At 59.2% G+C, this 21,794-nt stretch carries 23 protein-coding genes; 14 read left to right on the top strand and 9 right to left on the bottom strand.

Going from position 1 to position 21,794, the window contains the following annotated elements; genetic code table 11:
- The first annotated feature begins 66 nt into the window (after positions 1-66).
- Positions 67-390, top strand: coding sequence for a 2Fe-2S iron-sulfur cluster-binding protein (locus GS620_RS01075; RefSeq protein WP_152457603.1), 324 nt, complete (start codon positions 67-69; stop codon positions 388-390).
- Positions 390-1,133, top strand: coding sequence for a VCBS repeat-containing protein (locus GS620_RS01070; protein WP_171613647.1), 744 nt, complete (start codon positions 390-392; stop codon positions 1,131-1,133). Before GS620_RS01075 ends, GS620_RS01070 begins: the two co-directional genes overlap by 1 nt.
- Positions 1,134-1,267: 134 nt before the next feature.
- Here GS620_RS01070 and purD read toward each other — a convergent pair whose 3' ends face one another.
- Positions 1,268-2,536 carry a phosphoribosylamine--glycine ligase gene (purD, locus tag GS620_RS01065; protein WP_171613645.1) on the bottom strand — a complete coding sequence of 423 codons (1,269 nt, stop codon included), beginning with the start codon at positions 2,534-2,536 and terminating at the stop codon, positions 1,268-1,270.
- 75 nt (positions 2,537-2,611) lie between these two features.
- On the opposite strand from purD, the gene xseA reads away from it, so the two are divergent.
- Both xseA and GS620_RS01055 read left to right on the top strand, forming a co-directional pair.
- The gene (xseA, locus tag GS620_RS01060; protein ID WP_171613643.1) at positions 2,612-4,096 is read left to right on the top strand and encodes an exodeoxyribonuclease VII large subunit; all 1,485 of its coding nucleotides are present in this window, start codon (positions 2,612-2,614) and stop codon (positions 4,094-4,096) included.
- A gap of 22 nt (positions 4,097-4,118) precedes the next feature.
- Entirely contained in the window at positions 4,119-4,340 is a 222-nt protein-coding gene (locus GS620_RS01055; protein WP_171170597.1) for a glutathione S-transferase C-terminal domain-containing protein, read from the top strand.
- Here GS620_RS01055 and GS620_RS01050 read toward each other — a convergent pair whose 3' ends face one another.
- Positions 4,341-4,736 carry a hypothetical protein gene (locus GS620_RS01050; RefSeq protein ID WP_253283775.1) on the bottom strand — a complete coding sequence of 132 codons (396 nt, stop codon included), beginning with the start codon at positions 4,734-4,736 and terminating at the stop codon, positions 4,341-4,343.
- Between the two features lie 140 nt (positions 4,737-4,876).
- Between GS620_RS01050 and GS620_RS01045 the strand changes: the two genes are divergently transcribed.
- The 5 genes from GS620_RS01045 to GS620_RS01025 all read left to right on the top strand — a co-directional run bounded on the left by GS620_RS01045 (position 4,877) and on the right by GS620_RS01025 (position 9,113).
- Positions 4,877-5,515 (top strand): lysoplasmalogenase, encoded by a 639-nt coding sequence (locus GS620_RS01045; protein ID WP_171119566.1) that lies wholly within the window; start codon positions 4,877-4,879, stop codon positions 5,513-5,515.
- A gap of 58 nt (positions 5,516-5,573) precedes the next feature.
- Positions 5,574-6,713, top strand: a complete 1,140-nt coding sequence (gene ftsY / locus GS620_RS01040; RefSeq protein ID WP_171119565.1) for a signal recognition particle-docking protein FtsY — start codon at positions 5,574-5,576, stop codon at positions 6,711-6,713.
- Positions 6,714-6,804: 91 nt separating this feature from the next.
- Entirely contained in the window at positions 6,805-7,707 is a 903-nt protein-coding gene (locus GS620_RS01035) for an EamA family transporter (RefSeq protein ID WP_171170590.1), read from the top strand.
- A gap of 16 nt (positions 7,708-7,723) precedes the next feature.
- Positions 7,724-8,329 carry an inner membrane-spanning protein YciB gene (locus tag GS620_RS01030; RefSeq protein ID WP_152457594.1) on the top strand — a complete coding sequence of 202 codons (606 nt, stop codon included), beginning with the start codon at positions 7,724-7,726 and terminating at the stop codon, positions 8,327-8,329.
- A 115-nt stretch (positions 8,330-8,444) separates the two neighbouring features.
- Positions 8,445-9,113: a Crp/Fnr family transcriptional regulator gene (locus tag GS620_RS01025; RefSeq protein ID WP_152457593.1), complete on the top strand. Its 669-nt coding sequence runs from the start codon at positions 8,445-8,447 to the stop codon at positions 9,111-9,113.
- Positions 9,114-9,336: 223 nt separating this feature from the next.
- On the opposite strand, the gene GS620_RS01020 is transcribed toward GS620_RS01025, so the two are convergent.
- From GS620_RS01020 to rpiA, 6 genes are all read right to left on the bottom strand, one after another.
- Positions 9,337-10,851 carry a Do family serine endopeptidase gene (locus GS620_RS01020; protein WP_152457592.1) on the bottom strand — a complete coding sequence of 505 codons (1,515 nt, stop codon included), beginning with the start codon at positions 10,849-10,851 and terminating at the stop codon, positions 9,337-9,339.
- Positions 10,852-10,961: 110 nt separating this feature from the next.
- Entirely contained in the window at positions 10,962-11,156 is a 195-nt protein-coding gene (locus GS620_RS01015; protein ID WP_152457591.1) for a DUF2065 domain-containing protein, read from the bottom strand.
- The gene (gene hflC / locus GS620_RS01010; protein ID WP_171119562.1) at positions 11,156-12,052 is read right to left on the bottom strand and encodes a protease modulator HflC; all 897 of its coding nucleotides are present in this window, start codon (positions 12,050-12,052) and stop codon (positions 11,156-11,158) included. Before hflC ends, GS620_RS01015 begins: the two co-directional genes overlap by 1 nt.
- The gene (hflK, locus tag GS620_RS01005; protein ID WP_171170586.1) at positions 12,052-13,194 is read right to left on the bottom strand and encodes an FtsH protease activity modulator HflK; all 1,143 of its coding nucleotides are present in this window, start codon (positions 13,192-13,194) and stop codon (positions 12,052-12,054) included. The genes hflC and hflK overlap by 1 nt, the downstream gene beginning before the upstream one ends.
- 72 nt (positions 13,195-13,266) lie before the next feature.
- Positions 13,267-14,625 (bottom strand): glutathione-disulfide reductase, encoded by a 1,359-nt coding sequence (gor, locus tag GS620_RS01000; protein ID WP_171613641.1) that lies wholly within the window; start codon positions 14,623-14,625, stop codon positions 13,267-13,269.
- Positions 14,626-14,751: 126 nt separating this feature from the next.
- Complete coding sequence (gene rpiA, locus GS620_RS00995) at positions 14,752-15,540, bottom strand: ribose-5-phosphate isomerase RpiA (protein WP_171231878.1); 789 nt, start codon at positions 15,538-15,540, stop codon at positions 14,752-14,754.
- Between the two features lie 167 nt (positions 15,541-15,707).
- Here rpiA and GS620_RS00990 point away from each other — a divergent pair, with 167 nt between their 5' ends.
- From GS620_RS00990 to GS620_RS00975, 4 genes are read left to right on the top strand one after another with little or no spacing between them, the layout of a single operon-like run.
- A complete protein-coding gene (locus GS620_RS00990; RefSeq protein ID WP_171206882.1) occupies positions 15,708-16,409 on the top strand; it encodes a glutathione S-transferase family protein in 702 nt (233 codons plus the stop codon).
- Position 16,410: 1 nt separating this feature from the next.
- Positions 16,411-17,784, top strand: a complete 1,374-nt coding sequence (locus GS620_RS00985; RefSeq protein WP_171170577.1) for an L-serine ammonia-lyase — start codon at positions 16,411-16,413, stop codon at positions 17,782-17,784.
- Between the two features lie 23 nt (positions 17,785-17,807).
- Positions 17,808-18,224 (top strand): GFA family protein, encoded by a 417-nt coding sequence (locus GS620_RS00980; RefSeq protein ID WP_171119557.1) that lies wholly within the window; start codon positions 17,808-17,810, stop codon positions 18,222-18,224.
- A 45-nt stretch (positions 18,225-18,269) separates the two neighbouring features.
- The gene (locus GS620_RS00975) at positions 18,270-19,184 is read left to right on the top strand and encodes a DMT family transporter (RefSeq protein WP_171613639.1); all 915 of its coding nucleotides are present in this window, start codon (positions 18,270-18,272) and stop codon (positions 19,182-19,184) included.
- Here the strand turns inward: GS620_RS00975 and GS620_RS00970 are convergent.
- Positions 19,129-19,740: a thiamine diphosphokinase gene (locus GS620_RS00970; RefSeq protein WP_371809764.1), complete on the bottom strand. Its 612-nt coding sequence runs from the start codon at positions 19,738-19,740 to the stop codon at positions 19,129-19,131. The two genes, GS620_RS00975 and GS620_RS00970, sit on opposite strands and share 56 nt — an antisense overlap.
- Before the next feature lie 219 nt (positions 19,741-19,959).
- Here GS620_RS00970 and GS620_RS00965 point away from each other — a divergent pair, with 219 nt between their 5' ends.
- Positions 19,960-21,660, top strand: coding sequence for a hypothetical protein (locus tag GS620_RS00965; RefSeq protein WP_171363169.1), 1,701 nt, complete (start codon positions 19,960-19,962; stop codon positions 21,658-21,660).
- Positions 21,661-21,794 lie beyond the last annotated feature (134 nt).

Here is a 21,794-nt window from a genome sequence, read left to right as displayed (position 1 = left end):
GGCTGGAAAGACCTAAATGCCTTCACTAAGGAAGAAATCGAACATCGCAAAAGGAAGACGCACGCAATGGCAAAGATCACCTATGTCGAGCACGGCGGTACCGAACACACAGTCGAGGTCGCCAACGGACTGACCGTCATGGAAGGGGCCCGTGACAACAACATTCCCGGCATCGAGGCCGATTGTGGCGGCGCCTGCGCCTGCTCGACCTGCCATGTCTACGTCCACCCCGACTGGGTCGAGAAAATCCCGGCCAAGGATGACATGGAAGAAGACATGCTGGACTTTGCCTATGAGCCCGACCCGGCCCGCTCGCGCCTGACCTGCCAGATCAAGGTCACCGATGCGCTGGACGGTCTGGTCGTTCAGATGCCTGAAAAGCAGATCTGATGCACAACAATGCGCCGCGCCTGCCCCGCCGCTTTTGGCAATCTCGGGCACGCGGCGCTTTGCTATCTTTCGGACTTTGGCTCACGCTGCAACCGGCTGACGCGGCGGAAACCATCAACGACGCCCGCTTCACAGAACCAACCACCCGCTACGCCCATGGCGTCCTGGGTGACACGATCGAATATGGCGCGGTGGAATTCACGACCGACACTATGGTCGTAACTGTTCGACTGCCGCAGGATCGCGTGTTCGAAGACCTCGCTCCGCGTTTGGCAGACGTCAACCTGGACGGCGCGCGCGAAGCAATTGTCGTTGAATCCCACGACAAATCAGGGGCTCAACTTGCGATCTACGACGCCGCCGGAGACAAGATCGCGGCCACGCCTCATATCGGTACCCGCTTCCGCTGGCTCGCCCCAATTGGAGCAGCCGACCTGGACGGCGACGGACATGTCGAGATCGCCTATGTCGATCGCCCTCACTTGGCCAAAACGCTGCGCATCTGGCGCTACAAAGACAACGCCCTGACCGAAATCGCGGCTCTGCCCGGATTGACCAACCACAGGATCGGTGAAGATTTCATTTCCGGAGGCCTGCGCACCTGCGGCGACCGCCCGGAACTGATCGTGGCCAGCGCCGACTGGACGCGGATCGTCAGCGTCTTCTACTACGACGGCTGGATCACATCCGACCGGGGCCCGTTCAACGGCCACAAAAGCCTTGCCCAAGCCCTGAACTGCTGATCCGCTTCTTCGTCTGGCCAAAAAAATCCTGGGGGGTGAGCGGTTGAAAGGAAATCGTCCAGTGGACGATTTCGACCGCGAACGCGCGCAGCGCCGGGAGGCCGCAAGGCCGAGGAGGCACCCCCCCAACCCCGTCAACCTTCCAAAGCACGCCATCCGATATCGCGCCGGTAAAACCCGTCAGGCCAATCCACAGCTTCAACCATTTCATAGGCCCGGTCGCGCGCCTCTTGCAGCGTGTCCCCGCGGGCGGTCACGTTCAGCACGCGCCCGCCCGATGCAACCACGTGTCCATCGACACTCTTTGTACCAGCGTGGAACACCATGTTCCGGCTGTCTTCCGGCAGGCCTTCAAGCCCTTTGATCGCAGTGCCTTTCTTGTAAGCACCCGGATAGCCATTGGCCGCCATTACAACCGTGATGGCATGGTCATCCGCCCAATTCACCCGCATCTCACCCAACCTGCCTTCGGCGGCGGCGTGCATCAGGTCCATCGCCTGCGCGCCCAATCGCATCATCAACACCTGACATTCAGGATCACCGAAGCGGACGTTGTATTCGACCAGTCTTGGCTGCCCGTCCTTGATCATCAAACCTGCATAAAGAACGCCTTGAAACGGCGTTCCCCGGCGCTTCATCTCGGCGATGGTGGGGCGCACGATCTCTTCCATCGCGCGCGCCTCCACCTCTTCGCTCAACACCGGCGCCGGAGAATACGCGCCCATCCCGCCCGTGTTCAGGCCAGTATCGCCCTCGCCAACCCGTTTGTGATCCTGGGCCGTCCCGACAGAAAGAATGTCCTCACCATCACAAAGAACGAACAGCGAGGCTTCTTCGCCATCCATGAATTCTTCAATGACGACTTCCGCACCGGCACCGCCAAACGCACCGCCGAACATGTCGTCAATGGCGTCCAGTGCGGTCTTTTCGTCCATCGCAACGATAACGCCCTTGCCTGCGGCCAGACCATCAGCCTTGACCACGATTGGTGCGCCCTGTTCGCGGATATAGGCTTTGGCGGGTTCGGCTTCCGTAAACCGGGCATAAGCTGCGGTGGGGGCGTTGGCCGCGTCGCAGATTTCCTTGGTGAAGCTTTTCGACGCTTCCAGCTTCGCCGCCTCGGCCGAGGGCCCAAAAACCAATATTCCGGCTTCGCGCAACCGATCACCCACACCGGCCGCCAAAGGCGCCTCGGGCCCGACGATCACGAAATCAATCGCGTTTTCTTCGGCAAAGCCGACAACAGCCCCGCCGTTTTCAATATCCAGAGCGGCACAGTCAGCGATCTGCGCGATCCCCGCATTCCCCGGAGCAACGATCAGGCGATCACATTTGGGGTTTTGCAGCACTGCCCATGCCAGGCTGTGTTCGCGCCCTCCGCTGCCGAGAATGAGGATATTCATGAAAGCTCTCCGATCTGCTTGGCCTTGCCTGCGCGGCGTTCTAAGCTGGGCGCGCATATGAAACAAGGCGCTGAAATGTCCGACCTGCTTGATGACCCGATTCCGGGCCAAAACACCCCTGAATACACAGTGTCCGAAATTTCGGGTGAGGTGAAACGGACGCTCGAAGGCTCATTCGGCCGAATCCGCGTGCGTGGTGAGGTTGGGCGCGTGTTCAAAGCCCGATCCGGGCATCTGTATTACGACATCAAGGACGACCGGAACGTTTTAGCCTGCACCACGTGGAAAGGTCAGATTTCCGGCCTGTCCGTTGTTCCCGAAGAAGGATTGGAGGTCGTCGTCACCGGTCGCCTCACGGCTTTCGGGGCGCAATCCAAATACAACCTGAATGTCGATGAGGTTTCCGTCGCGGGTCAGGGCGCGCTGATGGCGCTGCTGGAGAAGCGCAAGAAGCAGCTTGAGGCCGAAGGATTATTCGCGCCCGAGCGCAAAAAAACCCTGCCATACCTGCCGCAGGTTATTGGCGTGGTCACATCCCCCTCAGGCGCCGTGATCCGCGACATTCTGCATCGGCTCAGGGACAGGTTCCCGCGCAAGGTGCTGATCTGGCCTGTGGCGGTTCAAGGGGCCAACTGCGCGCCCGAGGTTGCCCGCGCCATCGAAGGCTTCAACCAATTGACACCCGGCGGCGCGTTGCCCCGGCCCGACCTGATCATCGTGGCCCGTGGCGGCGGATCGATCGAAGACCTCTGGGGCTTCAATGAAGAGATCGTCGCCCGCGCCGCAGCTGCGTCGGACATACCGTTGATCTCGGCCGTTGGGCATGAAACCGACACCACCCTGATTGATTTCGTTTCGGACCAGCGCGCGCCAACACCCACCGCGGCCGCCGAACTGGCCGTTCCCGTCCGCATGGAACTGCTTGCCTGGACTGGCGAGCAAGGCGCACGCCTGTCCCGCGCGGCAACGGATGCAGTCCAACGCCGAACGCAAAGGCTGCGCGATCTGTCCCGCGCCCTGCCGCGCCCGGATAGCCTGTTGAACTCTCCAAGGCAACGCCTTGATTTGATTGCAGATCGCCTCACGCCCGCCTTGATCCGCGGGGTTCAGAACCGTCGCCTTCAAGTGGTGGAACTGTCTGCCCATCTGCGCCCCTCGACCCTGCGAAGCTTGATATCGACGCGACAGGAATCGCTGCGCAACCTGTCATCGCGCCTGTCCTTGCGACCGATCCAAAGGGAAATCGACCAGCAGCGGCAAAACCTCGATCGTTTCGGCGATCGAATGCACACGGCCCAAACCACGCGACTGGACCGCCTCAAACAGCAACTCGAAGCGACGGATCGCCTGCGCGAGACGCTGAGCTACAAAGCCACTTTGGACCGCGGATACGCGGTCGTCCGGGCCGAAGGGAATGTGATCACCACCAAGGCTCAGGCCGCCAAACAAACGGCGCTCGAGATCGAATTCGCCGATGGTGTTCTCAGCACCGGCCCGGGCGCGAAATCACCCTCAAAGAAACCCAGGCCGGACACCCCGGATCAGGGATCACTGTTCTAAGCCATGTTGACCATCTGGGGCCGTGACAATCGCCGATGCGCAACTTTCTGAAAACGCTTTCCTGTGCGGTTCCTGCCTGACGTTGGCCGATATCCAGTTGGGACACATACTCTATCGCTACTATGACATCGATGTTTCGCGCGCATCACTGCCCAGCTTGCGCCGCTATTATGAAGGGTTGACGGACAGAACAGCTTACCAAACCCATGTCATGATCAATTATGATGAGCTGCGCGCAAACTGATCAAACGCCAACGTCCGGCCCGTAACAAACCATTTCTTCCCCAAGATCCTCGGCCTCATACAGTTCGGTCGCTTGCGGATTGCCTTCGAACTGCGCAATCAAACCACCACCGGATTGAGTGAAAACCCAGCATTGCGGATCCAACCTGTCTTCGTAGACAAAGCAGATCTGCTCACCCTGCTGATACCAGATACCTTCCTTGCAATTCCCGTCGAGAAAAGACCAGATCACACGACGGTTCGGAAGATACCGCTCCACCCCGTAAATCTGACCTTCGAACCCGTAAAACAGAGTTTTGCCCTGCGTATACTTGTCGAACTCCGAGCCAGACAAAGGCGTTTGTGCCGCCACGGAATGTGCGGCAAAAGTCACGAGAATCATCAGGAACCTGAACATGTTTCCATTTTGTCAGAAGCGCTTCGGTCATGCCATTCGCCTGTTGGATCGGGGTCATCACAAGGTGCTTAACTCAACGTAAGCGGTTGATTTCAAGCCACGTCCCAGATCAGATTATTCTGAACCGGCGAGGAGATGACATGCCAACCCTACTGTTCTGGATCGCCTTTGGCTGTGCCCTTGGGTACCTGCCGCTGACCTCCCGGCCCGCCGGTTCTTTGCGCACTGTACTGAAAACCGCATCGGTCGCCCTATTGGCGGTCACGGCCATCATGAACGGTGGGCCTTGGCTGTTGGTTCTTGCGCTCGCTCTTTGTGCGACAGGCGACGCGCTGCTGTCGCGCGAAACAGATGCCACCTTCATGACGGGCATCGCCGCATTTGCCGCCGGGCATCTGGCCTATATCGCTCTGTTCCTGACATTGCCGATCAGTTCTGCTGGGCTGATCCTCAGCGCGCCTGCGATTGTATGGTCCTTGATCATTCTGGGCATCATCATGGCCACATTGCTTGCGCCCCGCGCCGGAGACCTGAAGGGGCCCGTTCTGGCCTATATCCCCATCATTCTTGGCATGGGGATCACGGTGCTGGCACTGCCGGATGCCGGTCCCCTTCGGTGGGCCTTTCCCGCCGCAATGGCCTTCATCGCGTCAGATCTGATCCTCGCAACCGAGAAGTTCCTGCTGCCGCCGCACCATCCGGCCCTCAAGGTGACGCCCTATCTTGTATGGCCCCTTTACTGGGGTGCTCAGCTTGGCTTTGTCCTTGCGTTTGCGTGACCCTTTGCAACTGCCGCAAATCCGCATTAGGTGAAGGGAACACCTGTGGAGACCAAGTATGGCGTTTTTTTCAAAGCTAAAGGACAAGCTGTTCAAATCTTCATCTCGTCTTGAAGAAGGGCTGGAAGCCATCGTCGAGGATGGCGGCGAGGAAACGGCGGCTCCGGATCCGGTGATCCCTCAGCCGCAGCCCGATCCGCAACCCGTTCCGGAAGTGCCCGAGCCTGCCCCGGCCCCGCAACCGGTTGAACCGCCAGCACCGATCCCGGCTGACCCGACGCCTGTCGCTCCACCGCCGGAAATACCGGAATCCAAGGGTATCCTGAACCGCCTGTTCAATCGAGGCGCCGTCACGGAAATGCGCCGCACCCTGGACGATGACATGCTGGAGCAGCTCGAAGAGCTGCTGATCGCCTCGGACATGGGCGTCGACACGGCCTTGCGTGTCACGTCGAACATGGCCGAGGGCCGCTTTGGCCGCAAACTGTCGACCACAGAGATCAAGCAACTCCTGGCACAAGAAATCGCCCGCGTGATGGAGCCTGTGGCCAAGCCTCTGCCGATCTATCCCAAACGGCCACAAGTGGTGCTGGTCGTCGGCGTCAACGGCTCGGGCAAGACCACGACAATTGGAAAACTGGCCAGCCAGTTCAAAGAGGCCGGCAAAAAGGTCGTCATCGCCGCCGGCGATACCTTCCGCGCTGCGGCCGTGGAACAGTTGCAGGTCTGGGGCGATCGCGCCGGAGTTCCGGTGCTGACCGCCCCCGAAGGCTCGGACCCCGCCAGCCTCGCCTTTGACGCGCTGACCCGTGCACAGGCAGAGGGCGCCGATCTGCTGATGATAGATACGGCGGGCCGCCTGCAAAACCGCACCGACCTGATGGAGGAACTGGCCAAAATCGTCCGCGTCATTCGCAAGGTTGATGACACTGCTCCGCACAACACCTTGCTCGTACTCGACGCCACCACCGGACAGAACGCGCTGAGCCAGGTGGAAACGTTCCGCAAACTGGCGGACGTTTCCGGTCTGGTCATGACCAAGCTGGATGGCACGGCCAAGGGCGGTGTTCTTGTTGCCCTGGCAGACAAATTCGGGTTGCCCATCCACGCGATCGGCGTCGGTGAACAGATCGACGACCTTGCCCCTTTCGACCCCGAAGAATTCGCCGCCGCCCTCACCGGTCTCGACAAAGGCTGATCCCAGGCTTCATCTGGCCCCAAATATCCTCGGGGGGTGTTGGGGGGCAGACAGCCCCCCACCTTCTCCGCTCCGCAAAAGGTCCGCGTATTTGAGCGACTGGCTGATCTCTCTCGAAGGCACCGAAGCCGGACACCAGCTGGCATTGGCGCTGGCTTTGATGGCCGCGTTCCTGCACGCGGTCTTCGGTGCATTGCAAAAAGGCAGGCATGACCCATGGCTGTCCCGCGGCGCGATCGACGCCTGCTATTGCCTCATGGCCGCCCCCTTCGCCTTTTTCGTGGTGCCCTGGCCCGAACCTCATATGTGGCCGATCTTCGCGCTCGTCTGGCTGATCCACATCGCCTACAAGACACTGCAAGCCATGGCATATACCAAAGGCTCTTACACCGTCGTCTATCCGGTGGTGCGCGGGACGGGCCCGCTGTTCACGGTCATCGGTGCCTATCTTCTGTTCGGCGAAACATTCTCGGCCGTTCAATGGCTGGGTGTGGCCACCTTGCTGGCGGGGATATTCGGGTTGGCTGCCTACAACTTCAGGTTCCTGGAAACCAACAGGGATACGCTGGGCATCGCGCTGACACTGGCAATCATCACTGGCCTGTTTGTGGCCCTGTACACCACCTATGACGCCTATGGCATTCGCGCCACCGCCGATCCGTTCACCTTTCTGGCCTGGTTCTTCATGATCGACGGCGCGGCCATGCCGATCTACGCATTTCTCAGGTGGCGCGCGATGGCGCACAGACCTGCGCCTGGCCCGCTGATGTTGCGCGGCCTCGCTGGCGGTATCATCGCCCCTTTGTCCTTCGGGGCGATCATGCTGGCCACCCGGCTGGACAAGGTCGGTGAAGCAGCCGTTCTGCGCGAAACCTCAACAGTCTTCGCTGCGCTGATCGGCTGGCTTGTGCTAAAGGAAACGGTTGGCCCAAGACGCATTGCCCTGATGGCATTGATTGCACTTGGCGCCGTAATAGTTGAAATGGGCGGATAAGCAGCAGGAAGTACAGATGACAGGCAAAAAAGACATCAACCCTTTTCTGAAACAGGTTCTGGAACTTGGCCCCCCGCTGGCCTTCTTCTTCATCTACCTGCGCCTGCGCGACGACAGCTTTCTGATCGGCGGCATCGAGTATTCCGGCTTCATTATCGCCACGATTATCTTTGTCCCCCTGATGCTGGGGGCAATGGGTATCCTATGGTATTTGACCGGCAAACTCAGCCGGATGCAGATCTTCACGGCCATCATGGTGATTTTCTTCGGCGGTCTCACAGCCTGGTTCAACGACGAGCGGTTCTTCAAGATGAAAACCACACTTGTCTATGGTCTGTTTGCCCTGATCCTCGGCATCGGTCTGATGCAAAAGAAATCCTACCTGGCCTATGTTCTGGACGAAATGCTGCCGATGAAACACGAAGGCTGGATGATACTCACGCGCCGTCTGTGTGCTTGTTTCGCCGTTCTGGCCGCCGCAAACGAATTCGTCTGGCGCACCATGTCGACGGATCTGTGGGTCAAGATCGAGACCTTCGGCTTTCCCATCGCGCTGATGGCCTTCCTGATGCTTCAGTTCAGCATTCTGCAACGCTATATGGACGATCCCGAGCAGAAATAGCGGCCTTTACACCCGCCAGACCTGCCAAAACAAACAAAATTCTTGGCTTGAGCGCCCAGCTATGGGAAGTTGTGCCACCACCCACTCTCATACCCTGCCCAAGATCGGTGCATACATGACGGCCTTTCCCACCAGCGGCTTCCTTGCCGAAGCTTCCGACGGGCTCAGAGAAATGCTTTCGGCGCAGGCGACCGAAATATCTCTGTCCCAAGGTGAAATACTTTTTGAACAAGGTGACGAGGGCGACTCTCTCTATGCCATTTTGGAAGGCACGTTAGAGGTTTCCTTTCTGGCAATGAGCGGCCGCAAACTGACACTTACCTTGATGCGCCCCGGCGAAGTCTTCGGTGAAATCGCGTTGTTCGACAATGGTCCGCGTACGGCCACCATTGCGGCGGCCGAAAAGTCGCGTGTACTGCGTGTGCGCCGCAACGACGTTATGAACCAGATCAGGCAACAGCCTGATCTGGCCGTGGATATGATCCGTCTGGCCGGATTGCGGATGCGATGGATGGGATTGCAATTGAACGAGCAGGTCTTTCTGCCCATGCCTATTCGGCTGGCCCGCAAGCTGCTGCACCTGTCCAGTTTACAGGACGACCCGACCGCGCGCATCACCCTGTCGCAGAGCGAACTGGCCGAATTTGTCGGTGCCACACGCGAGGCAGTATCCAAAACCATCTCGATCTGGAAACGCGACAACATGGTCGAAGCCTCTCGAGGTGGTTTGCTGATCCAGGACTTTGAAGCCCTGCGAGAATTGGCTGATTCAGATCTTATTTGATCCGGTGTGATCTGGTTCACAGACCATCGATTACGCTTTGACCTAACGTGAGATTGTTACCGTAGGAGGTCAGAGAATCATCCCCGATATCTGTCCACTGACCTCTCCCTGTATCTGAGCCATACGCAATCACTGCGTATGGCTCATTTTTTTGGCGCATCAGTGATACCTGGTCTGGCCCGCAATCAGAAAAAAGGCCGGGAAGTTCTCCCGGCCTGTTCAATCAGTTCTCGAGGCTCAGCGCCACAAAACGCGGATCGCCGCCCCTGCGCACCAACAGCAGCAGAGATTTGCGACCAGCTTCGCGCGATTCTTCCATACGGGCTTCAAGATCTCCGATGGTTTCCACCTTTTGCTGGCCTGCTTCGGTGATAAGATCACCTGCCCGCATTCCCTTGGCATACGCCTCAGATGCTTCATCGACATCCGTAATCACAAGGCCGTCTGCATCACCATCCAGACCCAAATCTGCACGCAGCGTATCGGTCAGGGGGGAAATCGTCAGGCCCAGAATATCCGCGTTCTCTTCAATCGGAGCTTCCTGCGGTTCCTCCTCGCCAGTGTCAGCGCGTTCCGCATCTTCCCGACGCCCTAGTGTCACAAGTACGGTCTGGGTTCCGCCGTCGCGGTGCACGACCACTCTGACCGACTTGCCAACTTCTGCTTCACCGACCTGACGCACCAGACCTCGCGTGTCTTCCACCTCGACGCCATCAAAGCTGAGGATCACGTCACCCGCCTTCAACCCAGCTTCCTTGGCGGGGCCATCCGGTACATCGCTGATCAGCGCCCCGCCCGGCTTTTCCAGGCCCATGGCCTCAGCCATGTCCTCGGTTACGTCCTGAATACGGACGCCCAACCACCCGCGGCGGGTCTCGCCATATTTGCGCAGTTGATCCACGACCTTCACGACAACATTCGACGCCATCGAGAAACCGATGCCGATCGAACCGCCGTTGGGCGACAGGATTGCGGTGTTCACACCGATCACTTCGCCGTCCATGTTGAACAGCGGCCCGCCCGAGTTGCCACGGTTGATCGCCGCGTCCGTTTGAATGTAATCGTCATAGGTTCCGCTCAGCGCTCGGTTGCGGGCTGAAACGATCCCCGCCGATACCGAAAAGCCTTGCCCAAGCGGGTTGCCCATGGCGATAACCCAGTCACCCACACGCGCTACGTCGCTGTCGCCGAATTTCACGTATTTCAGTGGGCCCGAAGCCTCGACCTTGAGCAGCGCGATATCGGTTTTCTCATCCGTTCCGATAACCTTGGCCACCAGCTCTTTCTTGGGTTGCCCATCGCCGGGGAAGAATTCCACAAGGATCTCATCAGCTTCGGCAATCACATGGTTGTTTGTGACGATAAAGCCATCTTCCGAGATCACGAACCCAGATCCCAGCGCGTTACTTCTACGCGGCGCGTTGTCACCGTTGTCACCGTTGCGATCCTGAAACTCGCGAAAGAAATCCTCGAACGGAGAGCCTTCAGGAACAATACCTTGCGGTCCAGTCTGGCCTTCGATCAAAGTGCTGGTGGTAATGTTCACTACTGCCGGGCTGATTTCCTCAGCCAGCGGTGCCAAACTTTCACTTTTGGCCTGCGCTGCAACCGATTGCGCCAGCAACAGCAGTGAACCTGCAAAAGCCAGCCACATCAGCCGCATCCAAACACTCACTTCGTCCCACCGGACGGATACACTGCGCGCTTTCGCCTGCACTTGAGCTCTCCTTGTCGACATTCACGCCAAGACCGCTTGTTCTCGGCCTTTCTTACAAACCAATGTAGTCAGTTTGCCCCCACGAGCAACTCGGGATCGCAGCGAAATCACCAGCAAGTGAAACCACAGCGTCAAAATCCCAATTGTTGCGCGCCCCAAAGCAGGACCAAACCGCTGATCACGCATAGCAATCCGACCAGGCGCCGGGCTTGCTCTGGCATGTCCCGCAGGGCTTCAAGCATCCGCTCGATAAGCGAAGGGGCCAGCGCATAGGCCAGCCCCTCGACAATCAGTACCAGCCCGAAAGCCAGAAGGATCATACCCATTATTCAGACGCCGCAGCCGCCGGTGCTCGCCGTCCGTTTGGCGAAGCGAGGTAGTTGAAAAACTCGGAATCCGGGCTCAGGATCAATGAGCTATTACCACCTTGCAGCGCATTTTCATACGCGGTCAGCGAACGGTAGAACTCGAAGAACTCCGGGTCTGCACCATACGCTTCGGCAAAGATCGCGTTGCGTTCGGCGTCAGCTTCACCGCGGATGATTTCCGCCTCACGACGGGCATCCGAGACCAGTTCGACCACGGTACGGTCTGCCTGAGCGCGAACACGTTGTGCAGCTTCGTTACCGCGTGCGCGCTCGTCGGTCGCTTCACGTTCACGTTCAGCCTTCATCCGGTCGAAGGTTGCCTCGAGGTTCGCCTGCGGCAGGTCGGTTGCCTTCAGGCGCACGTCGATCACGTTGACGCCCAGCGCCCGCGCTTCGGCAATCGCGCTGTTGCGGATGCGCAGCATCAGCGCGGCACGGTCTGAACTGAGGATGTCACGCGAGGACACCGAACCCAGTACTTCGCGGGTTTCAGCGCGCAGGATACGATCCAGACGGTCTTCGGCGACCGGAATACCACCCACACCAACGGCCTGACGGAACTGTTCCAGATCAGAAATCCGATAGCGGGCGAAGGCATCAACCACCAGTCGGCGATCATCCAGAGGCGTAACCTCCAACGGCTGAACGTCGATGGACAGGATCCGGTCGTCATAGCGGACAACTTCCTGAATCAGCGGGATCTTGAAAGCCAGACCCGGCTCTTCCTTGACCGCAACAACGCGGCCAAATTGCAGAACCAACGCGCGCTCACGTTCATCCACGATAAAGATCGAAGACAGTACACCAACAATCGCGATGAAAACGATCGGCAGAATAAAGGTCGCTTTACGCATCAGTTGCTCTCCTGTCCGGAATTGCGGCGCAGTTCGTTCAGCGGCAGGTAAGGTACGACGCCCTGCCCCGAACCCGTCGAGTTTTCGTCCAGAATGATCTTGTCCACGTCACCCAGAACCTGCTCCATCCGCTCCAGGTACAGACGTTTGCGGGTCACATCAGGCGCTTTGGAATATTCTTCCAGAACCGCGCTGAAACGGCTGGCCTCACCCATGGCGCTGTTGATCTGTTGTGCGCGGTAGGCTTCGGCTTCTTCCAGAACCTGGGCCGCTTCACCGCGCGCCTCAGCCAGAACCCGGTTGGCGTAGGCGTCGGCGACGTTTTGCAGCCGGTCACGCTCCTGCGCGGCGGCCTGAACATCGCGGAAGGCGGCGATCACGTCCTGCGGCGGGTCGGCCTTGTCGAAGTTCACTCGGATGATGTTCACACCCGAATCGTAGCTGTCCATCGTCGTCTGGATCAGTTCCTGAAGGCGCTCGGCAATGATGCCGCGATCCCGGTTCAGGATTGGTGCCAGCTCGCTCTGCGCGATAATCTCGCGCATCGCCGATTCCGACACGGCGCGGATCGTCTGACGCGGATCACGCAGATTGAACAGGAACTTGGCCGGGTCGTTGATGTTCCAGACGACCTGGTAATCGATATCGACCACGTTCTCGTCGCCGGTCAGCATCAGGCCATCATCGCTGCCCCGGGCTCCGCCCATATCTTCGGTCTGTTCGCGGGTGACCGGAATCACCTCGGCAGTGACAAACGGCCATGGCGCGAAGTTCAGACCCGGATTGCCAACCGCAGAAAACTCACCCAGAAACAGCTCAACTGACTGTTCTTCCGGTTTTACAGTATAAAAGCTGGCCAGCCCCCACAAAACGGCAGCTGCCACCAGACCAATCGCAACCGTACCTTTGGTAAAGGCCGGGCCTCCACCGCCCTGACCACCGCTGCCACCACGGCCACCGCCGCCGCGACCGCCCATCAGGACGCGCAGCTGCTCCTGGCCTTTTTTCATCAGCTCGTCGATCTCGGGAATCTGCGGGCCGTCGCCTTCGGGTGGGCGTCGCCCGTCCCCGTTGTTACCCCGATTTCCTCCACCTCCTGAAGAGCCTCCGCCCCCCCAGGGGCCACCGCTGTTGCCCGCCATATGTATCATTTCCTTCGTTTAGGCCCGTGTGATCACGGGCACACTTGTAACTTGTGTGCGCGCGCTTGCAAATCAAGCGGAGCGTACAGGTTGCCGCATTGTCACCAGTTCTTCCGCCATAACGGGATGTACTGCAACCGTGCGATCGAAATCTTCCTTAGTCGCGCCCATCTTTACGGCAATTCCGGCCAGCTGGATCATCTCTCCTGCTCCGGGGGCGACAATATGGCAGCCCAGAACCTTGCGGGTGGCCTGAGACACGATCAGTTTCATCAGAACCCGTTGCGTGCCACCGGCAAACGCCTTCTGCATCGGTTTGAACGAAGTGGCATACACATCGATCGGTTCCTGGGCCGAGGCCTCTTCCTCGCTCAGGCCGACTGTGCCGAATTCCGGTTGCGTGAAAATGGCGGTTGGGATCAGCGCGTGATCCACAGGCGTGGGGTTGCCTTTAAAGACGGTTTCCACAAAGGCCATACCCTCGCGGATGGCCACGGGTGTCAGGTTGACCCGGTCGGTGACATCGCCAATGGCATAGATCGACGGAACGGCGGTCTGGCTGTATTCATCCACGACGATCTCGCCCTTGCGCCCACGTTCAACGCCCAGCTCTTCCAGCCCGAGGTTATCGGCATTCGGTGCCCGGCCGGTGGCGTACATGACGACATCGAAACGATCCTCGGTGCCGTCTGTCGCCTTGACACGGATCTGGTCGCCATCTTTGACCATTTCCAGCACATTGGTGCCCAGCCGTACGTCGATGCCGTTCTGGCGCATCTCTTCGCAGATCAGCCCACGCGCTTCTTCATCAAAGCCACGCAGGATCTGCGCACCGCGATAGAATTGCGTGGTCTTGACACCCAGACCGTTCATGATCCCGGCGAACTCGCTGGCGATATAGCCACCGCCGACGATCAGAATGCTTTCGGGCAGCTTGTCCAGATGGAAAACCTCATTCGACGTGATCGCAAGATCCGATCCCGGGAAATCCGGCACCACCGGTCGACCGCCTGTTGCAATCAAGATGTGTTTGGCGGTTTTCCGGGTGCCATCGGCCAGCTCGACCGTGTGCGCATCCACCAGGCGCGCACGCTGATCAAAGCTTTCAACGCCCTTGTTTTTCAGGATGCTGCGATAAATCCCTTCCAACCGGTCCAGTTCTGCAACCAGTTTGCCGTGAAACATGCCCCAATCAAACGCGCCGGGCTGAACATCCCAACCATAGGCTTGCGCATCTTCGATCATGCCCGAGTATTCACTGGCAAAGACCATCAGTTTCTTTGGCACGCAGCCCCGGATCACACAGGTGCCGCCATAGCGGTCTTCTTCAGCCAGCGCGACCTTTGCACCGGCTTCACCCGCTGCCACGCGTGCCGCCCGGACCCCGCCCGAGCCTCCGCCGATCACAAAAAGATCATAGTCAAAGCTCATGCCGAGTTCCTTCGTTCAACTTGCAAAAATCCTCTGGATATCTGGGCGCGAAAACCCCGGTGCCAACCCCCGGGCGTGGAATTTTCGATCTTTTGCCGACGCTTGTCCGATTGGCTTGCATAAAACTCAGTCCGTTTGGTCGGAAAACAGGTTTTCCCGGGATCCGCTCAGCAGCTGATCCAGTTCCAGGGTGCCCGCGTTGATATCCCGCAGTTCGACCCGCCCGTCGCCGTGGCCGATGATAACCTTGTCACAGATATCGATGAACAGGCCGTTTTCCACCACGCCGGGAACCTGGTTGAGGATCAGGGCCATCTGACGGGGATTGCCGATGCGTTGCAGGTGCAGGTCCAGAATGTGGTTGCCTTCATCCGTCACGAATGGGGCCGCGCCATTCATACGCAGCGCCGACGAGGTTCCCAGTACATCCATCGCGTCCAGCGCTTCTTCGATCAGTGTTCGCGTGGTTTGCCAGCCAAATGGAACAACCTCGACCGGCAAGGGGAAAGCACCCAGCGTTTCCACCTCTTTCCCCGCATCTGCGATGACGATCATCTGATCGCTGGCCGTGGCAACGATCTTTTCCTGCAAATGCGCGCCGCCGCCGCCCTTGATCAGGTTCAGGTCGGCGTCGAATTCATCCGCGCCGTCGATGGTCATGTCCAGCCACCCGGCCTGATCCAGAGAAATGACTTCGATCCCGACCTCGCGTGCCAGCTGCGCGGTGCGGGTGGACGTGGGAACGCCCTTGATTCGCAGACCTTCGTCCTGCACCCGTTCGCCCAAACGACGGACCAGCCAGGCCGCAGTGGATCCCGTTCCAAGACCCACGCGCATGCCGTCCTCGACCATCTCGGCGGCACGACATGCGGCCACGTATTTTGCGGTGTCGATGGGCGACAGTTCTCCGGTCATGGCAGCTTTCCCAGTTTGGCCTGCCGGAGTTATAGGGAATGCGCCGCGCGACTGCGACCACATTTTGCGGTTCGGCAAGCGTAAAGATGCCTGAAGACTGCGCGTTTCCTATCGGAAACGTCGCAATCATGTCTTACGCCCTCATCTTTGTCATATAGATTGCCCGCATGTTGACCCGATACCGCCTGCACTACGCCCCTGACAACGCCTCGCTGGTGATCCGGCTGGTGCTGGAAGAAATGGGTGTGCCCTATGAAACTGTGCTGGTCGATCGCCGTCGCAACGAACAGGACAGCGCGGCGTACAGGGCATTGAACCCCAACGGGCTGATCCCGGTGCTTGAAACTCCGCAAGGGCCGATCTTTGAAACGGCGGCAATCCTGCTGTGGCTGTCCGAGCGCCACGGGCAACTGGCCCCGGCGGCAGGCGCCCCCGAACGCGCAGAGTTTTTGAAATGGCTGTTCTTTGCGTCCAACACGCTGCACGCCGATCTGCGCATTCTGTTCTATGCCGAGAAATACATCACCCCACCACAGGCTGATACCCTGCGCGCAGGCATCAGACCCCGTTTGAAGCAGCACCTGCAACTGCTGGACGCGCTGGCAAAACGCGCGCCAGCCTGGTTTTGCGCGGAATGCCCGTCGGTTGTGACCTATTATGTCGCCTGCATGATGCGTTGGATGGCCTTGTATCCGGCCGAGGCAGATCGCAGTTGGTATGCGCTGTCTGACACCCCGGCCCTGCAAACCATCCTGGCACAGCTCGAGACACGCCCCGCCACTCACACGGCCATCGCGGCCGAGGGTCTGGGCCCCGCACCCTACACCTCTCCAATTTACGCCAACCCCTTAGAAGGCTCAGCTACCTGACATGTTCCTCTCTGTCTTCGATATGTTCAAAGTGGGCATCGGCCCGTCCTCCTCGCACACCATGGGCCCCATGGTGGCGGCGGCGCGCTTTCTGGATATGATGCGTGCTTCACCCTTTGAATTTGCGGGTCTGAAGGGCTCGCTGCATGGCTCGCTCGCCTTTACCGGCGTCGGCCATGCGACCGACCGGGCGACCATACTGGGCCTGGCCGGCTTTGTTCCGGACACCTATGACAACGACAAGGCCGAGGCCGCATTGGCGGATATCGCCAAGACGCACACGGTTACCCCCGACGGCCTGCCGACGCTTCAGTTCGATCCCAATACAGACCTGATTTTCGACTATGACACCAACCTGCCGGGACACGCCAACGGGATGATCCTGATGGCCACGGACGCGCAGGGGGACGTGATCCTGCGCCAGGTGTTCTATTCCATCGGTGGCGGTTTTGTCCTGACCGAAGAAGAACTGGCCGAAGGCAAGGCAACGGATGAGGGCGCACCGGTGCCGTTCCCGTTCAAGTCCGCGGCTGAAATGCTGGAGATGGCCAAATCCAGCGGCAAAACCATCGCCGAGATGAAGCGCGCCAATGAGATTGCGCGCGGCTGCGCCGACAGTTTCGCCAAGGGCTGCGCCCGTCTGTGGGACGTCATGAATGCCTGTATCGAACGCGGTTTGACGACCGACGGCATTCTGCCCGGCGGGCTGAAAGTGCGACGCAGGGCAAAGGGTATCTATGACGCGCTGATGGCCGAACGCGGCATGAACCTGACCGCGCCGCACACGATCAACGACTGGATGAGCGTCTACGCCATGGCGGTCAACGAAGAAAACGCCGCCGGTGGGCAAGTCGTAACGGCACCGACCAACGGGGCGGCGGGCGTTCTTCCTGCGGTGCTGCGCTATTACCTGGACCACGTTCCCGGTGCCTCGGAGAGCCATATCGAAGATTTCCTTCTGACCGCGGCCGCGATTGGCGGGCTGGTCAAATACAATGCGTCCATCTCGGGGGCCGAAGCGGGGTGTCAGGCCGAGGTCGGCAGCGCATCAGCCATGGCCGCGGCGGGGCTCTGCGCCGTGATGGGCGGTACGCCCGAACAGGTTGAAAACGCCGCCGAGATCGCGTTGGAGCATCATTTGGGCATGACCTGCGATCCCGTCGCCGGGTTGGTTCAGGTGCCCTGTATCGAACGCAACGGGCTGGGGGCCATCAAGGCTGTGTCCGCTGCGTCTTTGTCCCTTCGCGGGGATGGAGAGCATTTCGTGCCGCTGGATGCGGTGATCGAAACGATGCGTCAGACCGGTCATGACATGCACGAAAAATACAAGGAAACCTCGCTTGGTGGATTGGCCGTGAACGTGCCAAACTGCTGAGATCGCAACAAATGGGGGTCGATATGCGTGGACATTGCCTGTGCGGCAGCATCAAGTACGAAATCGACCCTCCTGCCCTGTCCTGCGTCACCTGTCATTGCGACAGCTGCCGACGCCAATGCGCCGCGCCGATGACAACCTATTTCGCGGTTCGTGACGGGCAGTGGCGCTGGATCGGAGAAGAGCCGAAACGCTTCAACTCTTCGCCCGGAGTCGAGCGCAGCTTTTGCCCGGATTGCGGCACGCCAATCTCGTTCCGCTCGGCCAAAATGTCGGATGTGCTGCATCTTTACGTCGCCACTTTGGAGAACCCCGAGGCAATGCAGCCCACATTGCACGTGTCTCATGAAGAAAGGCTGAGCTGGCTGCATCTGGATGACAACCTGCCCACCTGCACCGGGCCGGATTACACAAAGATTCAACCCCTGCCCGACGCCTGACATTCGACCTTTCCACTGCGCCGCGAAGCAGATAGCGTCGCGCGCATGACTCAGGATCGTCCCGTCTTTGGCATCTTCTTGATGCTCGGTTTTTGCGTGCTTGCACCCTTGGGGGATGCGATGGCAAAGCTGTTGGGCGAAACGACACCGTTGGGTCTGCTGGTTGCAGCCCGGTTCGCGGTACAAGCGCTGATTCTCATCCCGCTGGTGATGATGACAGGCCGGCCCTGGCGGATGCACGGGCGTATCCTGCGCCTGACAGTCATCCGCACGCTGCTGCACATCATCGGCATAACCGCGATGTTCAGTGCGTTGCAGTTCCTGCCCCTGGCTGATGCCGTCGCCATTGCCTTTGTAATGCCGTTCATCATGTTGCTGCTGGGCAGATACGTTCTGGGCGAAGAGGTCGGCGCGCGGCGCCTCGCGGCCTGCATCGTCGGTTTCATCGGCACACTTCTGGTCATCCAGCCCAGCTTTGCCGAGGTAGGTTTACCTGCCCTGCTGCCGTTGATCGTTGCCGTGGTATTTGCCCTGTTCATGCTGGTCACGCGGCAAATCGCCAAGGAAACTGATCCGATTTCCTTGCAGGCGGTGTCTGGTGTCATGGCAACTGTGGGGCTGGTTCCTGTCCTTGTGATCGGAACACCGCTTGGTATCTGGAACCTGTCAGCCGCCTTGCCCGCCCCCGACATGTTTTGGCTGCTGATCGCGATAGGAGTTTTGGGAACTGTCGCACATCTGCTGATGACATGGTCGCTGCGCTATGCACCTTCGGCCACGCTGGCCCCGATGCAATATCTGGAAATCCCTGTAGCGACCCTGATTGGCTGGGCAATCTTCAGCGACCTGCCCGACGGGCTGGCGGCGGTTGGGATCATGATTACCGTCGCCGCCGGTTTGTACGTTATTCTTCGTGAACGGGCCACCGCTCGCTCTGCCCCGACAGAAACACCTGCATAAGCGGATCGAGTGCGGCGCGGGGAACCATCACCAACAGGCCGGGCCCATCCATCTGCAATTCAACATCCGACAGTGCGCGATTGGAGGTGCCCACCTGGTCGTCCGGTTGCAACCGCAGGCCGTCGATGGGCCATTCCAGCCCGGTGCTGCGCCCCGTCACAGGGCGCATTGGAAACAGCGACACCACATCCCCTGGAGAAACCGGCAGCCGCATTTGGCGGGGTGCGTGAAACACCACCTCATGCGCGCCCAGCAGAATGCAGGCCTGTTCCTGACGTTTGACCAGCACGTTCAGAACGGCAAGCTGATGATCAAGCCGTCCGCCCAGAAAACCGGCCCCCAAAACCAGTGGAGCCTGCACATTGCGCAAGGCCTTGTCGAAATCGGTGCTGTCCTGTTCACGAATGGCAAACAGCCGGTCAGACGGGATTTTGGCTTTCGTTGCTTTGTCCAGCGAATCGAAGTCCCCGATGACCGCATCCGGAATCCGGCCTGATTCTGTCAGAACTGCCGCTCCACCATCAGCTGCAACGACAGAAGTGACGCGGTTCAGCACCAAATTCAGGTCCTCGGAACCAACAAAACCACCCCCAAACAACCCGATTGGATCGGCAGAGCGTACAATTGGTTCATTTTTCCAAAGATTGGCCATTTTTCCCGGATTTGGACACATTAAGACCACAAAATGATAGGTTCATGCATAAAGTTCAGAGCCCTCGTGTGCTCCCGATTCCGGGTAAGTGGGCTCTCGTAGTTTGTAAAGGACGTGCGTCTGATGGTACAGAATAACAAGGTATTAACCGTTTCATATGGAACCTTCTCCTGCACTTTGGAAGGATTCGACGATTCCTTTGAAACGATGAAAGCCATTGCCGAATATTTCCGCGATCTTGCTGCAGATGATCGTTACTTCGGCTCAGAGCCTCCACAACCAGACGCCGAAATGCTGACCCGTATCGCACGCCGCGACGCATCGCAACGCGTCGAAGCCAGCCAAAACGAATCCGGGCTTCTGCTGCGTGCCGCTCCAAATAGTGAAGCCCCGGCACCGGTCGCTTCTGACGCAACGGGCCCGCATGCGCAAAATGCAGATGCTATGACCACCCCCCCTCCCGGATATGCGCAAGCAAGCCCGGGGCAGACCGCGTTCACGAACGCGGAGGCCGTCGACGCCACCACATCTCCGCCGGCCGACAGCATTGCCGCAAAACTGCAACGCATCCGGGCCGTTGTTTCCCACTCGGACGTCCCCCCCACTGCCTATTCCGAAGACGAGGAATCTTCGCTGCTGGCCAACACCGCCCCCCCGGTGGACGCCGTGGCCGCTGCGTTCGAAGCAGGTGCTCTCAATGCGGATGACTTTGCTGAACCTGCTCAGCCCGAGGCCGCAGAAATCGAGGATCTGCAAGCGCTTGACGCCGAAGAGGTACAAGACGACGCGCCGGCAGTATCTGAACACCAGGCCTTCGAATCCGCCGCGCCGAATATCGAGAACAATTCCGAACAGCAGGTGCAGCTGACCCCCGACCACCTGCGGGATGAAGAAATCGAGGTCGCAACGGACGACGCGCAGCTTCCTGCTGAGCCCCTGTTTTCGGATCTTGAAGAGGATACCGACGAGGAAATCGACGAAGAAGATGTTCCAAACATCCTCAACGTCGAAGACGTGGCGATCGAATCCGAAGATGAAGCAGATGACGAGCCGCAAGACGATCAGGCGCAAGGAGTATTGTCGGAAGAGGACGAAATTCAGCTGCTGTCCGAGATTTCCGAAATCGAAAAAGACATGGCAGGTCGTTCAAGCCAAAAACTGACGGATGACGCCGATCCTGATCAGGATATCTCGCGACTGATGGCCAAAACCGGTGAACATATGGAGGATCCCTCCAGCAGCGACGCGCGAGAAACCTATTCGCACCTTCGCACCGCCGTTGCCGCGACCGAGGCCGACCGTGATGACCAACCGGCCCCGAAAACCTCGCCTGTTGATGAGTATCGCGTTGATCTTGCTTCAGCGGTCAGCCCGCGCCGCCCCGAAGTTAACGTGACCAGCATACGCCCGGAAGCAGACGCTCCGGCTCCGTTGAAGCTGGTTGCTGAGCAGCGCGTGGACGATCAAAGCGAATCCAATGGCCCCGTGATGCCGCGTCGCGTGACCACTCAGGTGGAAGAAACCGGGTCGGAAGAAGGCGGTTTTGCGCAATTCGCACAGGATCAGGGTGCACAGTCGCTCCAGGACCTGCTTGAAGCGGCGGCGGCCTACCTGTCTTTCATCGAAGGACAGCAACAATTCTCGCGCCCCCAACTGATGAACAAAGTCCGTTCTTTGAAGCAGGATGAGTTCAATCGCGAAGAAAGCCTGCGTTCCTTCGGACAGCTGCTGCGCGATGGAAAAATCGAAAAAGCCGGTGGCGGCCGTTTTGCGGCCTCTGACCTGATCGGCTTCCGTCCTGATGATGAGCGCGCAGTAGGCTGACTGCCGCGCCAATTGACGAAAAGGGCCGGGTGAACCCCGGCCCTTTTGCTATGGCACGTCCAGAGACAAACGCCCGTTGTTAAACAAGACTCAGCGTTGCCCATTGTACTGGGCCCGACCAGCCGCCTTGGTCC

It is taken from the genome of Ruegeria sp. HKCCD6428, from assembly GCF_013110595.1.
In the GTDB taxonomy this organism is placed as follows: Bacteria; Pseudomonadota; Alphaproteobacteria; order Rhodobacterales; family Rhodobacteraceae; genus Ruegeria.
The sequence above is the reverse complement of the archived record's forward strand: the minus strand, read 5'-3'. Positions and strand labels throughout refer to the sequence as shown.